General features: G+C 49.3%; 12 protein-coding genes. 5 read left to right on the top strand and 7 right to left on the bottom strand.

Going from position 1 to position 14,144, the window contains the following annotated elements; translation table 11 throughout:
• Both MHM93_RS18610 and MHM93_RS18605 read right to left on the bottom strand, forming a co-directional pair.
• Window positions 1–303: hypothetical protein (locus MHM93_RS18610; RefSeq protein ID WP_239450143.1), on the bottom strand; the 303-nt coding region annotated here is incomplete at its 3' end.
• Between the two features lie 291 nt (window positions 304–594).
• Window positions 595–1,497: a LysR family transcriptional regulator gene (locus tag MHM93_RS18605; protein ID WP_239450142.1), complete on the bottom strand. Its 903-nt coding sequence runs from the start codon at window positions 1,495–1,497 to the stop codon at window positions 595–597.
• 94 nt (window positions 1,498–1,591) lie between these two features.
• Between MHM93_RS18605 and MHM93_RS18600 the strand changes: the two genes are divergently transcribed.
• Together MHM93_RS18600 and MHM93_RS18595 are read left to right on the top strand one after the other, a co-directional pair.
• On the top strand, window positions 1,592–2,074 hold the full coding sequence (locus tag MHM93_RS18600; RefSeq protein ID WP_239450141.1) for a DUF2938 family protein: 483 nt from the start codon (window positions 1,592–1,594) through the stop codon (window positions 2,072–2,074).
• A gap of 9 nt (window positions 2,075–2,083) precedes the next feature.
• Window positions 2,084–2,725 (top strand): thiopurine S-methyltransferase, encoded by a 642-nt coding sequence (locus MHM93_RS18595; RefSeq protein ID WP_239450140.1) that lies wholly within the window; start codon window positions 2,084–2,086, stop codon window positions 2,723–2,725.
• A gap of 90 nt (window positions 2,726–2,815) precedes the next feature.
• Here MHM93_RS18595 and MHM93_RS18590 read toward each other — a convergent pair whose 3' ends face one another.
• The 4 genes from MHM93_RS18590 to MHM93_RS18575 form a co-directional block, all read right to left on the bottom strand.
• Window positions 2,816–2,983, bottom strand: a complete 168-nt coding sequence (locus MHM93_RS18590) for a hypothetical protein (protein WP_022944222.1) — start codon at window positions 2,981–2,983, stop codon at window positions 2,816–2,818.
• 356 nt (window positions 2,984–3,339) lie between these two features.
• On the bottom strand, window positions 3,340–4,191 hold the full coding sequence (locus MHM93_RS18585) for a universal stress protein (RefSeq protein WP_022944223.1): 852 nt from the start codon (window positions 4,189–4,191) through the stop codon (window positions 3,340–3,342).
• A 9-nt stretch (window positions 4,192–4,200) separates the two neighbouring features.
• On the bottom strand, window positions 4,201–5,691 hold the full coding sequence (locus MHM93_RS18580) for a SulP family inorganic anion transporter (RefSeq protein ID WP_239450139.1): 1,491 nt from the start codon (window positions 5,689–5,691) through the stop codon (window positions 4,201–4,203).
• A 337-nt stretch (window positions 5,692–6,028) separates the two neighbouring features.
• Window positions 6,029–6,445 (bottom strand): hypothetical protein, encoded by a 417-nt coding sequence (locus MHM93_RS18575; protein ID WP_239450138.1) that lies wholly within the window; start codon window positions 6,443–6,445, stop codon window positions 6,029–6,031.
• Window positions 6,446–6,522: 77 nt separating this feature from the next.
• On the opposite strand from MHM93_RS18575, the gene MHM93_RS18570 reads away from it, so the two are divergent.
• From MHM93_RS18570 to MHM93_RS18560, 3 genes are all read left to right on the top strand, one after another.
• On the top strand, window positions 6,523–10,536 hold the full coding sequence (locus MHM93_RS18570; protein ID WP_239450137.1) for a rhombosortase-dependent M36 family metallopeptidase: 4,014 nt from the start codon (window positions 6,523–6,525) through the stop codon (window positions 10,534–10,536).
• Between the two features lie 323 nt (window positions 10,537–10,859).
• The gene (locus tag MHM93_RS18565) at window positions 10,860–12,200 is read left to right on the top strand and encodes a trypsin-like serine protease (protein ID WP_239450136.1); all 1,341 of its coding nucleotides are present in this window, start codon (window positions 10,860–10,862) and stop codon (window positions 12,198–12,200) included.
• 186 nt (window positions 12,201–12,386) lie between these two features.
• Window positions 12,387–13,391 carry an NAD(P)-dependent alcohol dehydrogenase gene (locus MHM93_RS18560; RefSeq protein ID WP_239450135.1) on the top strand — a complete coding sequence of 335 codons (1,005 nt, stop codon included), beginning with the start codon at window positions 12,387–12,389 and terminating at the stop codon, window positions 13,389–13,391.
• Here the strand turns inward: MHM93_RS18560 and MHM93_RS18555 are convergent.
• Complete coding sequence (locus MHM93_RS18555; protein ID WP_239450134.1) at window positions 13,380–14,132, bottom strand: transporter substrate-binding domain-containing protein; 753 nt, start codon at window positions 14,130–14,132, stop codon at window positions 13,380–13,382. The two genes, MHM93_RS18560 and MHM93_RS18555, sit on opposite strands and share 12 nt — an antisense overlap.
• Window positions 14,133–14,144 lie beyond the last annotated feature (12 nt).

The following is a 14,144-nucleotide window of genomic DNA, read 5'->3' as shown; positions in this document are numbered from 1 at the left end:
GTCGTTTGTAATACTTGGCTCGGGTGATTGAGTTGCACTGTAAAGCTGATTGAAGGTCAGGCGCTCGCCGTCAACAGTCATCTCATCATCAAGCATCTCTTTGTTTGTATATGAGCTGATTTCAATGTTGATGCCCTCACCGGTAAGGCGATAAGCGTTGCCGGATGTTTTGCACTCCAAAGGCATCAGAGGTTTGGCAATTTCATAAATAAGCTTATCTTTACCGGTAAAGTCACACTTTTGCGCAGCCTGAGAAGCGCTACATGAAAAGATAAATGGTAGAACAAACAGTATCTTCTTCATCAATTTCCCTATTAACGAGTGATTTTCCTATAAGTATGACAATCTATGTTCAGGAATTAAACACTAATCGCAATTTTTGCAAGGAAATGTTCGTTGGAGCCTTAAATTGCGAGATAACTAGTTGTAGCTAAGCGTTAGTGGGCTACATGCATGCAGTGTAAAGCATGAGCTAGGCATGGCGAACAACTTTTGAATACATGAACTAATCTCAAACTCATCTCCGTTTATTCACATTTTATACTCTGTACGAGTGAAACAAGCGTGACTGGATGCCTGCGTTGCAGCCAACGATCAGCCATTGTCGGATGGTAAATGTGTGGCAATAAACTCATTTAGTTGCTGTTTTAATAGCTTGGCGCGGCGGCTGAGTAATCGGCCACTGGGCCATAGTGCATAAATTGTACGCGGCTCAGAGCGCCAATTTGGAGCGATGCATTTAAGTTCGTTACGCTGTAGCTCATTGATAATTTCAAAGCGGGGCAATAGCGCTGCGCCTTGGCCATCATAAGCCAAATACTTTACAAAGCCGGTATCGTTAAATTGATGCATAAAACGGGGAACAAACTTATGGCGGCGTTTTGAGGGAAGGTGCGTTAATTGCCAGCTTTTGCGCAGCGTAGTGCCAATTAAAGGCAAGGTACGCAGCTGCTCTAAGGTGCTTACCTCCTCACAGTTTTGCTGTTGCATAAATTCAGGGCTGGCGACCAGTAAGGTGTCACTTTCACCTAAGCGTTGTTGCATAAACGCGCTATCGTGTTGGGGGCCAATGCGTATTGCCATATCCGCTTGGGTGTTGACCATATCCTGCTTATCATTGCTGAGTTCCAACTGTAGAGCAATTTGTGGATAGCTGCGGGTAAAACGCAGCCAAAACGGCTTCAAAAACCCATGGCTGAAGTTCATCGGCGCCAATACTTTTAGTTGTCCTGTTAGCGAGGCGTTGGCCTCGTTGAGACGATGCTCATTGTGCTCAAATTGCGCCACCAAATCGACATAGGCATGGTAGTAAACCTCGCCTTGTTGCGTCAGTTGGCAATGACGGGCACTGCGGTTTACAAGTTTGCAATTAAGGTGCTGCTCTAAGCGTTGTAAACGCCGAGTGACGGTGGCCGGCGGCAGCGCTAAAACCTGAGCAGCCGCGCCTAATCCGCCTTGTTGAGCAATATGAACAAATACACGAATATCATCAAGCATGATTTCATAAATGAAATTTAAAGTTGTTTATTTCAGTGTATAGGTTATTAGTGAAATTGAATATGCTATTGCCAATATCTTTTGGGAGTCGCATATGAATACAGACATGTTGTTAGCGGCGCTTGTTGTCGGAGTGATCGCCACCGCGTTACTTGATGCCTGGGCGTGGCTATTAAAATCGACCCTTCAAGTGCCTTCATTGCGCTTGTGTGTGCTCGGGCGCTGGCTACTGCAAATGCCCGAGCAGGGCATGGTGCAATGCCATGTTGCGCAACAAGCAGGGCATCGTGGTGAATGTGCACTGGGCTGGAGCGTGCATTACGCTATTGGAATACTCTTTGCCTTAGGGTATTTTCTTATGTTGCAGTGGCTGCAGCGCCCACCCAGTCTAATGATTGCTATCGCCTACGCCTTAGCCACGGTGGTGTTTGCATTTTTTGTAATGCAGCCGGGCATGGGCGCAGGCTTAGCCGCGCGCCACACCCCCAAGCCCTGGCTGGCACGGGGTAAAAGCATGCTGAGCCATGGTATTTTTGGTGTCGGCCTACACATTGGCAGTCTAATTGTGAGTCATTGAGAGTGTATTATGAATCCTGAATATTGGTTACAACGTTGGCAGCAAGGGGATATTGGCTTTGATCAACAAGAGCCTAATAGCAACCTAGTGGCGTTTTTCCCCACCCTGGCATTGAATCTAGGCGCGCGGGTGTTTGTGCCATTGTGTGGTAAAAGTATTGATGTGCAGTGGCTGTTGCAACAAGGGCACGCTGTGGTTGCGGTGGAGCTCAGTGAAGACGCCGTGCAGGCGTTGTTTCAAGCGCTTGAGCTCACCCCAGATATCTCTCAGCAGGGTGAGCACCGGTGTTATCAGGCGGGCAACCTCTGCGTGTATGTGGGTGATGTGTTTGCGCTTGAACGAGCACAATTAGAGGGAGTGACGGCTATCTACGATCGCGGCGCACTGGTTGCTTTAGATGCGCCCCTGCGCATGCGTTACAGCGCCAAGCTAAAAGAGCTGTGCCCTCAGGCGCAGCAGCTTGTGGTCACTGTGGAGTACCCTCAACCCGAACCGCAAAGCACACCACAATCGGTTCCAGCAGATGAATTACAGCAACTCTATGGCGACCATTATCGCCTTGATTGCCTTAACCGAGCGGCCATGCCAGAGGGCATAAAAGGGTTTACCCCAGCGTTTAATAGCACCTGGCATCTCAGCATTGCAGGCTAGGCAGGGCGCGCCTCAATTTGCTGAAAGGTGTTATAAACTTATACTCGTTACGCTTTTGAGGCACGGCGCTTGGGAGCACCGCATTCTTGATTACTGGCTTGAGAGCCAATGCATAAAACCTTGCATATCGGCTTTGTTGGCAAACTCAATGTAGCTTTTTCCTTGATGGTGGCGAATCGCCATCGCATGTTTGTTCACGGAAATAGCATGGATAGGTAGCGCAATATCAATACGCTGATTTTGATATAAATAGGACATAATAAAACTCTTTTTATTTGGGCGCCTTGGGCGCAAAAAATAAGCCTTATTATCGTCTGGAAATGGCCGCGTTGTTCACACGGAGCAGGCTCTGGCTTTTACTTGCAACAGATAAAGGCATTGAGCTTATAAATCTCTGGTCAGACTTTTAAGGCTTGTATTGTGGCGATGGAACTGACTGGATCAAGGAAAGGCATCACGATGACACTGTGGTGTCGGGTTTGCTTGGTGAGATAATGCAAACAAGCGGTCACTATAAGGCAGTTGATTGTGCAAAGCAAGTAAAGAATCACTTACTTTGCAAATATTTAAGGCAAAGCCCGCGCCGCAAAGCGCCTAGCGGGCTTGAAGTGTGTTTAACGTAACACCACCAGCGGGATATCCAAGGTTTCCAGCATCCGCAGAGTATTGCTACCAACAAAAAGTTGCCGCAGTTTCGAGTGCGCGAAAGCGCCCATAACCATCAACTCGATATCATTGGCTTGTTTATAGGCCATCAGCGAGTCGTAAATAGGGCCTTCAAGCAGCTCGGCTTTGACATCAAACCCTTGCTCTTGCAAACGTTGCGTGGCTAGCTTTAGCTTTGGTGCTAAGTCACGCTCTTTATTTTTTACCGCCACTAAGTGGCAGGGGATGCCATGTAAAAGGCCCCCGTCGATAACCTTCTGCAGTGCCTTGTCGGCGGTGGCGCGGCCATCATAGGCAATCATAAATGACTTCGGTGCTGAGAACTGTTTCGGCACCAATAGCACCGGCGCGCTGGCCTGGCGCAGCAAGGTCTCAATGTGTGAGCCCAATGCTTTGAAGTTATCTTCATGGTTTTCACCACAGCGGCCAATAACGATTAACCGTGACATGTCACTGAGGTCAATAATGGCCTCGACCACATCGCCATGGCGTTGGCGCGTTTCTACTTGCTCAACGTTAGCTTGTTTGGCTTGTGTGGCCAAATCTTCGAGTAGCTGCTGCCCCAACTCCAACGCCATTTTGCCGCGCTTTTCATCGAGCTCTGTCATCTCATTGAGTAACGATGAGCGAGCTCCGAGACCGATAGCACCGCTAAGGTCATCCGCGCCGTGTTGCTGTTGGCGCTCAATGGTGTGTAAAAAACACAGCGGGTGTTGCAGTTTATTTGCTGACCATATAGCGGCGTCAGTGACCGCTTGAGTGATTGCTGAGCCATCCACGCAGGTAATTATTTTCTTCATAGTATGCTCCTAATGTCCGCCCATGAGCTTATCCACTTCTTTAGGGTCGTTGTGAACGCCAAATTTGTCTACTACGGTTTCGGTGGCTTCGTTCATTCCGATAACACTGACCTCTGCGCCTTCACGGCGATATTTTATGACTACCTTATCTAACGCAGCCACGGCTGTCACATCCCAAAAGTGAGCATGAGTTAAATCAATAATCACTTTGGGGGCCGCTTCTTTAAAGTCAAAAGCAGCAATAAACTGCTCTGCCGAGGCAAAAAAGACTTGCCCTTTGACGGTGTAAGTAACGCTGTGCTGCTGTTCATTATGGCTTGTTGTAACCGCCATAAAACGACCAATGCGATTGGCGAAAAACAGCGTGGCGAGTAACACCCCAACTAGCACACCCAAGGCGAGGTTATGGGTGGCAACGACCACGATAACGGTGCTGATCATCACCACATTAGTCGATAATGGATGGGTGCGTAAGTCGCGAATAGACGACCATGAGAAAGTACCAATCGATACCATAATCATCACTGCCACCAATGCCGCCATGGGGATTTGTTTTAGCCATTGATCGAGAAACACCACCATGATCAATAAAAAGCTGCCAGCAACAAAAGTAGAAAGCCGACCACGACCGCCGGATTTAACATTGATAATAGATTGCCCAATCATGGCACACCCGGCCATACCGCCGAACAAGCCAGCACCAATATTGGCGATACCTTGGCCTTTACATTCGCGGTTACGATCGCTTGGGGTATCGGTTAAATCGTCTACGATAGTGGCGGTCATCATCGATTCCAGCAAGCCCACCACGGCAAGGCCGACAGAGTAGGGGAAGATAATACTAAGGGTCTCAAGGTTCAAAGGCACATCCGGCCATAAAAATACTGGGAGGGTGTCTGGCAACTCGCCCATATCACCGACAGTGCGAATATCTAGGCCCATGACCATGGCAACAATGGTCATCGATACGATGCATACCAGTGGCGAGGGGATCACTTTGCCGACCACGGGTACATAGGGAAATAAATAGATAATAGCCAAGCCGGCAGCAGTCATGGCGTACACATGCCAGGTGACATTAGTGAGCTCTGGCAGTTGTGCCATAAATATCAATATTGCCAAGGCGTTGACGAAGCCGGTGACCACCGAACGAGAAACGAACCGCATTAGCTCACCGAGGCGCAGTGCGCCAGCGATGATTTGCAGCACCCCAGTGAGCAGGGTCGCGGCCAGTAAGTACTCTAAGCCGTGCTCTTTAACGAGTGTAACCATCAGCAGCGCCATGGCGCCGGTGGCCGCCGAAATCATCCCCGGACGACCACCAACAAAGGCAATTACCACGGCGATACAGAAAGAGGCGTATAACCCCACCTTAGGGTCGACCCCGGCGATAATGGAAAAAGCAATGGCTTCGGGCACCAGTGCAAGCGCCACTACGATTCCAGCAAGCACATCGCCGCGAATATTAGAAAACCATTCTTGTCTTACGTGTTCAAACATAGAGATAACCTAACGCGTTACTAGTTGGCGCCCTCGGGTAAGCTACAAACGCTGAAAAGCTAAGCGTCACAGCCTCGATAACATGGCACGAACTATTCGTTGCCCCAATGGACAATGATTGTGTTATTGAGTGTGTTCGCATACTGCGCACACAATAAAGGTTGCGGCACTAAGTGTAGTGCACAAAAGGAAGGAAAAAGCCTAGGGCGGCGTAAATGTCACAATGACGCTCCAAATACTTAATTATTTTTTTAGGCTACACGGTTAGCGTATGAAAAACAATCGCCTAGCGATGATGTGCGGACAGTTTTTAGCTGTAATAAGTAGCAATAAATGACTATTTGATAGCCGCTTGGCTTGGTTTTGAATAATCCACTAATAGCTCAACAACGTCGATGGCTTCGTTTTGTTGCAGTTGCATCATCTCAGCGGCTAAATCAATTTTATTAATGGGGGTTAAGCGATAGTTATTCCCAGAGAGGTTGTTTATTTTATATCGAGCGCGCAGCATGTCAGTGGGTAAAGCTTGGCTGGTCACAACAATATCGCCTACCACCGTGCCATATTCACCTGTCGATACGTTGAACACCTTGTTTCCAGTCTGCAAGCGAGGGGTTTGCCAGCGAATCTTATCGCCGTTGTTGTTTAGCGTGTAAACAGCCGGTGTGGTTTTTTGTGCCGTGGAAGAAGTCGGCGCCTGAGGCATGCAACTGGTTAGCAATAGCGCGCTGAGGAGGAAATAAATTGATCGCATTATTACTCCGAATGTGTATTAGTAATATGGTCTACTTTTAAGGTAGCTCCGATTTAACCGCGAACGCAAGGTGACTTATGGCTCAATCTCAACAATGCAGTAACTCTTTTAAATTAACGCGAACGGCATCAAGCGTTGCAGTTACTACTGCATTGAGCGCTGCTTTATTGAGTATGCCGCTAACGCTGCATGGCGCGCCACAACAGGCTGGCGAAGACCATTACCAAGCGGTGGCTAAGGCCGCAGCGCCGCTGGCAGTGGCGCAAAGAAGGCTAGCACAGCAACCAACGGCCAGTGGCCATCAATCTCATTTTGATAACACCCTAGAGCGCGCCACCTTCGTGTGGGGTCAAGCTAAGACGGTACCCGTCACTGCCCAAGTCACAGATTTAAAAACCCGTGCACACACACATATGCAACGGCTCAGCGGCATCAGTGCACTCAAATCATCTCAGGTGGATGTGCGCCTCAATGACTGGCACGACATAGGTACTGGCGCTATCGTGGCGCGTTATCAGCAATTTGTGCAAGGTATTGAAGTATTTAATCGTCGCTACAGCGTTATGCTCAACCGTCAAGGTAGCCTCGTTGCTGGCGCCGGGTATTTTGCTGATGTACCGCAAAGCGCGCAGAACTTTACCGCCCTTGGCGCATTTTCGTCTGAGCAGGAGGCAGCGCTTAGGGCTATCGCCGAGCTCAGTGATGTTCCGGTACAACTCGATGCACGCCGTATTCGTCAAGGCTATAACCATTTTGAAGTGCGCAGTGCCAGCGACCAGCAGCAGTTTGACAATGTGCGCGTGAAGGCGGTGTTCTATCCACTTGCCGATGAGTTGGAAGCTGCCCATTACGTTGAAGTGGAACGCAAACGCAGCGATTCACTGGAGAGTGATTACTTTGCTTATGTGATTGCCAGTGACACCGGTAAGGTGCTGTTTAAAAACAATTTGCATAGTCATGCCACGGAGTATAACTACCGAGTTTATGCTGATATGCAAAGCGGCTATCCCCTAGAGGGGCCGCATGGTGATGTGATCCCCGCCGATGGACCGAATCAAACCGACGAAACCACTATTCTAGCTGCACCGCTTGTTACTCTCGCCTATTACTCGGCGATTTCAACCCAAGACCCATGGCTTGGCGAGAGTGCCACCCGCACCGAGGGTAACAACGTTTTTGCTTATGCAGATATCAATGCTCCCCAGGGTTTTACCTCCGGCGATGTGAGTGCTGAGACGACTTCGGCGTTCACCTTTGACTATCCCATTGATCCCGAATTAGCACCGACTGCTGAAGGCAACGTAAAAGCGGCGGTGGTGAACCTCTTTTACATGAATAACTTTTTGCATGACTTTTTTTACGACTACGGCTTTGATGAGACGGCAGGCGTTGCTCAGCAAAATAATTATGGTCGAGGTGGCGCTGCTGGTGACCCGATAGAGGCGCAGGCACAAGATTACAGTGGTTTGAATAACGCTAATATGGCCACCCCTGCAGATGGCGCCAGCCCAAGAATGCAAATGTATTTGTATAACTCCAAAGACGCCCAAGTTGGTCAGGATTTTGGTGTTATCGGGCCGACGGGAATAGGCACTTTGAGCTCATCACAGCGCTCGGCCTTTGGCCCTTCAGAATTTGATATAACAGGCGAGCTTGCGCGCTTTAACGATGGCAACGATGTTGATTCAGGCAGTGTGTTTGATGGATGTGAGGCTGCTGCCGACCCCAGCACCTTGGCGAATAAAATCGCTATTATCGAGCGTGGCAGTTGTAACTTCACGGTGAAGGTTAAAAACGCACAAGATGCTGGTGCATTAGGCGCTATTGTTACTAACAATGTCGATGATGGCACCCCAGCCCCCATGGGCGGTGAAGACGCGACCGTCACCATTGGCAACATGGGCCTCAGCTTCGATGACGGCCAACAGTTGTATAATGCCATGCTGTTGGGCTCGGTCACGGTGCGAATGTTTAATACTAACCCGTTGAAAGATGGCACCTTTGATAACGGTATAATCGCTCATGAGTGGGGTCATTACATCAGTAATCGTTTGATTGGCAACGGCTCAGGGCTGGGTAACTTCCAAGGCCGTGCTATGGGCGAGGGCTGGGCAGATTTTCATTCCCTGCTGTTTATTGCTAAAGCCAGTGATGCGCAAATTGCGGGTAATAGCGACTTTACCAAGCCTTATGCTACCGGCACCTTTGTAGAGGACTTTTACTTCGGTATTCGTCGTGTTCCTTATACGCCGAACCAAGATATCAACCCACTGAACTTTAGACATATCACTGAAGGTGCAGGTGGCGACGTTGGTTTACCGCCTACCAGTGTCGCCTCACCTCATGCACCGGGTGAGCTATGGGCATCTGTGCTGTGGGATAGCTACGTGGTGTTGATTAATGAACATGGCTTTAGTGAGGCCCAACAACGTATGGCGCGCTATCTCGTTGCCGGGTATAAAATGACCCCGGTCTCTCCGCTTTATACCGAAGCACGAGATGCTTTATTAGCGGCCATTGCCGCAGAGGATATCGATGACTATCGCCTCGCACTGAGTGCCTTTGCCAACCGAGGGATGGGGCTGGGCGCGCAATCGCCTGAGCGTTTCAGTACTACTTTAGATGGCGTGGTCGAGTCCTATGAAACACAAGCGTCAGCATTTAACGCCGAGCAAATAATGCTCGACCCCGAAGGAGTGAGCTTCTGTAGTGCCGATGGCTACCTTGATATTGGTGAAACCGGTACGCTGACGGTGCAAATCAGTAACACCGGAAGTGAAACGCTTAATAACATTCCTGTGCAATTTAGCGTGCTATCGCCGCAAGATGTAACCCTAGGCAATGGCGGTGAGAGTGAAGTGGTGTCCATTGAGCCCTTTGCCAGCGCTCAAAGCACGCCCATCGATGTGAGCTTAAATGGTGCTGATATCGCCTCGCCTTTACAGCTTCAAGTCAGCTTCCCCGACGATGGCGAGAGCGTGCAACGTCCCGAACCTATCACCCAGACGTTTACAGTAAATATTGCCTTTGCGGATGCGCCTCTCACCGATGGTAGTCAAAGTGACGACATGGAATTAGCGGCACTGAGTAAAGAGAACTTAGCGCTTTCTTTGCTCAAAAACACGGTGGGTTCTGAGCAAACATTAAGCTTTGATAATTCAGATATCATCGACACCTTTGAACAAGGAGGTGTGCAGCTGGGCGAGCAAAGCTTATTTTTACGCAACAATAGCTTCGAGTCCGATGTAGCTCTGACTACGCGAGCGTTTACGGTTGCTGAAGAGCAAGACTTTAGCGTCTCTTTTTGGCACTTCTATGCCCTAGAAGAGTTTTGGGATGGCGCGGTCGTTGAAGTGAACATCAATGATCAAGGTTGGCAAGATGTCACCGAGGCGGGAGGGCAGTTCGCTGTCGGCTATGGTGGACAACTCAACCAGAATCCGTCTCAGTCGCTGCAACAGCGTCCAGTGTTTACTGGGCGCAATAGCACTGACAGTGTGTTTGGCAATATGGAAACCATTGATTTTGGCCAGCAACTGGCAGGTGAGCAAGTGCAATTGCGTTTTCGTATCAGCTCCGATGGCAGCGTGCAAGATACCGGTTGGTGGATAGACAATGTCAGTATAGCGGGGATCAGTTCAGAGGTGTTTTATCAGGTTGTACCCGGCGACGTGGAAGGGTGTGATAATCGTCCTCCTGTTGTTGCGCAGATACCAGCGCAAAGTGTGGATGAGGGAGAGCAGGTCAGTATCAGCGCTGATGCGCAAGATGCTGATGGTGATACCTTGAGCTATCAATGGCAACAAACTGCTGGGCCTGACGTGACTCTCAGCGCAGCTAACACAGCTACAGTCAGTTTTAATGCACCACAAGTCAGTGCGCAGCAAACCTTGGAATTCACCGTGACGGTGAGCGATGGCGAGCTGATTGCTCAGCAAGATGCGCAGGTGAGTGTTAATAATATCGCCGAGCCAGCTCCTGAACCCGAGCCTCAGCCCACGCCCTCAGACAGTGATGAAGGTGGCAGTGGCTCCATGGGTGGTTGGGCATTATTGCTGCTCGCTATGCTAGGGCTACGGCGACAAAAATAAGGGCGCGATTAGCACTTATAAGGCCACCTCAGGGTGGCTTTTTTTTGCTTATTCGCATAGAACCGCAGCCTATTTTCCCAACTCAGGGGACTGGTCTAAGCTGCGCTAAGTGTAAATTTTTAGATACGCACGTGTGTATTAAAGGCTTGTTAGCCAAATAAAAGAATGACGCAAAGTTTTGATATAACGTAATAATTATATGAAATTTAAATGCAGCGTGAACAACAGGAGCGATACGCTTGAATAATATTCAATAACAAAAAATTTACATTGTTGTTTTCGTACCTATATTGATACTTCGAACTAACAAGGAGACCAAGGTAATGAAAACAACAACCCTCAACCCCGTTCAACGAGCTCTGGCCTGCGCTGGGGTGACCGTAGTTATGCTTGCTACCGGATCAGTGTATGCTCAACAACACCTCGATGGGCCCGGACAAGTGAGCCCCCTTATTGTCGGCGGTAATCCTGCTAACACCGCAGATTGGCCCTTTTTCACCCAGCTATTGTCACGTTATGGTAGCTCTCCCTTTTGTGGCGCGAGCTATATCGGAGATGGCTATGTATTAACGGCAGCGCACTGTGTTGATGGCAGCTCAGCTTCCTCGTTGAATGTAAAAGTAGCGGGGTTTAGTAGCGGCGGCAGTGATGGCGATCGTATTGGCGTGTCGCAAGTATACGTACATCCGAACTTCGCCTCAGTGTCAACGGGATACGATGTGGCGCTATTAAAGCTTGCACGTCTTCCAAATCAAGGCCAGGCGGTAACCATGGCACAGGGGTCGATAGGTCAGTACGCTAATAACGGTGATTTACTCACCGTTGCAGGTTTAGGGCGCTTAAGTGAAGGTGGCTCGTCACCGAGTACCTTATATGAAGTAGATGTACCGCTGGTGTCCGATAGTGTGTGTCGCCAATCTGGGGGCTCTTATAACAATGTCGGCGCAACCCAGTTTTGTGCTGGTTATTCGCAAGGGCAAAAAGATGCCTGCCAGGGCGACAGCGGCGGCCCTATTGTGATTAATTCCGGTGGACAAAGGGTGCAGCTTGGTATCGTAAGTTGGGGGATCGGGTGCGCCAGACCAAACAACTACGGGGTGTACGCTGATGTCGCTGACTTACGCAGTTGGATTGATGGGATAACCGGTGGCTCAGGCACACCGACAGTGTCTTTATCGTATACAGAAAACGAATCCTTGGGTAATTTTACCTTGGGAGAGACGCAACAGCACACTTTCACCATTACCAACACAGGCAGCAGCGCCGTCACTTTCAACACCGTGAGCCTATCAAGCGCTGGTGTGTCATCAACCGTTGTCAAAGCGCAAGATAGCTGCAGCGCTGCAACACTGCCAGCGAATCAAAGTTGTAGCGTTGGTGTTGAGTTTGGTGCATCAGCTGCTGGGAGTTTGGGTGTAACGCTTGATTTCAGTGTCGAGCAGAGTCCACGCCAATACAGCGCGGCAATTTCAGCTAACGCAGTGGATGGCGGCAGCGTCTGTAAAGGTAATTGGGACGCTAATACCATTTACTATCGTCGCGATCAGGTCACTTACAATGGCTATCGCTATCAGGCACGCTGGTGGACACAAGGAGATGTCCCCTCAGAATCAGGTCCATGGGGTGTGTGGCGCCGAATCGGCTCTGATCCCGCCTGCCAATAATACGCCCACCAAAAAGGCCATAATCATGGCCTTTTTTTCAACGCCCTCTACAGTTTTGTCCTTATTTTAAGCATGTAGCTATTATTCACTTTGTTTTTGGTCACTGATTTTGCATTAAGTTGATCGACATGCCATTGTTATCAGTACATTTTCACTCAGTACTGAGTTATTAAACGGGAGCAAAAAATGACAATTAACGCCTATGCTGCGATGGAAGCAGGTCAAGCGCTTGAGCCGTACCAATATGATCCGGGTGAGCTGGCCGCCGATGAAGTTGAAATCGCCGTCGATCACTGTGGTATCTGCCACTCTGATTTATCGATGATCGATAACGAGTGGGGGATGAGTGAATATCCGCTGGTGGGCGGACACGAAGTGATAGGGCGCATTGAGAAAGTCGGCCGCGATGTCAGCAATCTTGAAGTTGGACAAACGGTAGGCCTAGGTTGGCACAGCGGCTATTGCGGTCATTGCCCGAGCTGTGATGATGGCGACCAAAACCTGTGTGCCAGTGCGCAAGGGACTATTATTGCTCACCACGGTGGCTTTGCCGATAAAGTGCGCGCGCAAAGTAAAAGTGTGATCCCACTGCCTAAGGGGCTTGATGCCAAGGCGGCAGGCCCGTTGTTCTGTGGCGGTATAACCGTTTTCAACCCCTTGGTACAGTTCGATATCAAACCTACCGATAAGGTCGCGGTCATTGGTATTGGTGGTTTGGGCCACTTGGCGCTGCAATTTTTAAACGCTTGGGGCTGCGAAGTCACCGCTTTTAGTTCCAGTGATAGCAAAGCTAAAGAAGCCAAAGAATTGGGTGCGCATCATATTATTAACTCGCGTTCGGAGCAGGCCCTAGAAGAGGCCGCAGGGCAGTTCGACTTTATTATTTCCACCGTCAATGTGAAGCTTGACTGGAATGCGTACATCAATACCTTGAAACCCAAAGGCCGTTTGCATTTTGTTGGCGCTACCCTTGAGCCGTTAGACTTAAGCGTGTTTGGTTTGTTAATGGGTCAGCGCAGTGTATCTGCTTCCCCAGTGGGCAGCCCAGGAACCATTGCTAAAATGCTCGATTTTGCTGCGCAGCATAACATTGCTCCACAAATCGAAACCTTTAAGTTTGATGATGTCAACGCCGCCCTTGACCATGTCCGCGAAGGCAAGGCGCGTTACCGCGTAGTGCTAACGCGTTAATACATCCTGATACGGATTATATAATTTTTGTTGATACCAAGCCGCTTTCTCGATAGCTGAGAAAGCGGCTTTTATATTGGCCACCAATTGCGGGTCGCTATCGACATGGGCGGCGAGATAGCCATATACACTCAACTGCTCGATATCTCTGACAAAGCGTAGCTCCTTGGCGGGGACATTAAACTGTTTAGCCATAGCACCCAGGTAGTTGGGGTCATCAATTACTAAATCGACTTTGCCCGAAAGCAGTAGTCGATAGGAATGTTTAATATCAGCGGTTTGTACGGTGCTAAACTGACGATCGGCAAAGAACTTGGCGCTAATATCGCCGCGCTGCACAGCGATACGATAAGGGCGAGCGTCGTTCACTTGGCGCAAGTTAATTTCAGAACGTGAAGCCAAGGTCACAAAACCCAAGCGGAAATACGCTACTTTGCCTAACCATTGGAATTTGTCGAGCCTGTCGGGGGTTTTGGCAACGCTGTATAGTAAGGTGTTAGGTTTTTTTTGTGCCAGGTGAAAAGCGCGTGCCCAAGGGTACATATTGATAGTGGCATCAACATTGGCTTTAGAGAGCACATGGCGGACGATATCGGTGCTGCTACCACCTATTTGGCCGTTGATCACTAATTGGTTGGGCGGGCTCAGCTCTGTGACCACTTCAATAGGTTGTGCAGCAATGCTCATGGTCGATAATAAAATCGTTACCCACAGTGTAAAGCGAGCTAAAAACAAAGCCATAAAGCGAGAAAC

The organism is Pseudoalteromonas sp. MM17-2 (assembly GCF_022347945.1).
GTDB classification, from domain to species: Bacteria; Pseudomonadota; Gammaproteobacteria; order Enterobacterales; family Alteromonadaceae; genus Pseudoalteromonas; species Pseudoalteromonas ruthenica.
This window is presented reverse-complemented; position numbering and strand designations above follow the sequence as displayed.